Genomic DNA, 2,168 nt, shown 5'->3' on the forward strand with positions numbered 1-2,168 from the left:
AGCTCCCGCACGAGCACGCCCATGGACCAGCCATCCGAGACGATGTGATGCAGGCTCAGGAGCAGCCAGTGCTCCTGCTCGGCGAGCAACAACAGGCTCGCGCGCAGCAGGGGGCCGGTGGTGAGTGAGAAGGGGCAGGTGGCTTCGGTCTCCGCGTGGCGCCGTGCTTCGCGCTGTCGCTCGGTCTCCGGCTGCGCGCGCAGATCGACGAGCGACAGGGTGAAGCGCTCGGGCGCGGCGATGACCTGCACGGGGCCGTCGCTCGTTTCGCGGAAGGTCGTGCGCAGCACTTCATGCCGATGGAGGACGACCTCCAGCGCGCGACGCAGCGCTTCCACGTCCAACGCGCCGGACAGTCGCAGCGCGACGGGCATGTTGTACGTGGTCGTCCCGGGGTCGAGCTGATCAATCAGCCACAGCCGCTGCTGCGCGAACGACAGTGGCATCGTGCTCGTGCGCGGCGCTCGCACCAGCGCGGGAACGCGCGGCGCTGTCTGGGATTGCGCCTCGTCGATGCGCCTGGCGAAGGCCTCAAGAGTGGGGGCTTCGAAGATTGAGCGGAGAGGGAGTTCGACGTGGAAGGAGTCGCGGATGCGAGAGAGGAGCTGAGTGGCGAGGAGGGAGTGCCCGCCGAGCTCAAAGAAGTGGTCGAGCGAGCCGACGCGAGGGGAGTGGAGGAGGTGAGCCCAGAGGGAGGCGAGGAGGACTTCGGTGGGGGAGGAGGGGGGGACGTACTCGGAAGAAGAGGAGGAGGCGTCTGGAGGAGGGAGAGCCTTCCTGTCGACCTTTCCGCTGGGAGAGAGGGGGAAGGAGTCGAGGAAGACAAAGGAAGCCGGAAGCATGAAGTCCGGCAGCTTGAGGAGGAGGAGGGAGCGGAGGGAGGAGAGGGAGGGAGGAGGAGAGTCGTTGGAGAAGGAGAGGTAGGCGACGAGGCGAAGAGAGCCGGAGGCGTCGTGGAGAGGGAGGACGAGGGACTGGAGGACGTTGGGGAGCTGCTCGAGGGCAGCCTCAATGTCACCCAACTCAATGCGGAGTCCGCGCAGCTTCACCTGGAAGTCGGAGCGGCCGAGGTACTCGACGTTGCCGTCATGGAGCCAGCGAGCGAGGTCTCCGGTTTTGTAGAGGCGAGCGCCCGGGGAGGGAGAGAAGGGGTCGGGGAGGAAGCGCTCCGCGGTGAGGTCCGGGCGGTTGAGGTAGCCGCGGCCGACTTGGAGTCCTGAGATGAAGAGCTCGCCGGGGACGCCTGGAGGGACGGGGGAGAAGAGGGAGTCGAGGATGCGGATGTGAGTGTTGAAGACAGGGCGGCCAATGGGGATGGAGCGCCTGGACTCAGAGGGGAGGCAGTGGAAGGAGGTGACGTCGACGGCGGCCTCGGTGGGGCCGTAGAGGTTGTGGAGGGAGGCGGAGGGGAGGCGCAGGAGAGCGCGGGAGGCGAGTTCGACGGGGAGTGCCTCACCGCTGCAGATGATGCGGCGAAGGGAGAGGCAGGAGTGGACGGAGGGCTCCTCGAGGAAGGCGTGGAGCATGGAGGGGACGAAGTGGAGGGTGGTGACGCCTGAGTCGCGGATGAGGCGAGCGAGGTAGGCAGGCTCCTGGTGTCCCCCTGGGCGAGCGAGGACGAGGCGAGCGCCGACGAGGAGAGGCCAGAAGAACTCCCAGACGGAGACGTCGAAGCTGAAGGGGGTTTTCTGGAGGACGACGTCGGAGGGGGAGAGGTGGAAGGCGTGCTGCATCCAGAGGAGGCGGTTGCAGACGGGGAGGTGGGCATTCATGGCGCCCTTGGGGCGGCCGGTGCTGCCGGAGGTGAAGATGACGTAGGCGAGGGAGTCAGGGGAGGCGAGAGGGGGAGGGGGCAGAGAGGGGAAGGAGTCGAGGGAGTTGCGCTGGGAGTCGAGACAGAGGACGTGAGCGCCGAGAGAGGAGGGGAGGCGGGGGAGGAGGTGGGAGTGGGCGAGGAGGACGGTGGGGCGGGAGTCCTCGAGCATTCCCGCGAGGCGTTGGAGTGGGTAGCCGGAGTCGAGAGGGACGTAGGCGGCGCCGGCCTTGAGGGTGGCGAAGAGTGCGACGACGAGGTCGAGGGAGCGCTCGAGGCAGAGGGCGACGAGGGAGTGGTGAGAGACGCCGAGGGAGAGGAGGAGGTGTGCGAGTTGGTTGGAGCGCTCGTCGAG

General features: G+C 67.6%; 1 protein-coding gene. It reads right to left on the reverse strand.

All coding sequences use genetic code 11. The features are described from left to right. Positions 1-2,168, reverse strand: a 2,168-nt coding sequence (locus tag JGU66_36220) for an amino acid adenylation domain-containing protein (GenBank protein MBJ6766222.1), incomplete at both ends; no start/stop codon positions are given.

It is taken from the genome of Myxococcaceae bacterium JPH2, assembly GCA_016458225.1.
GTDB lineage: Bacteria > Myxococcota > Myxococcia > Myxococcales > Myxococcaceae > Citreicoccus.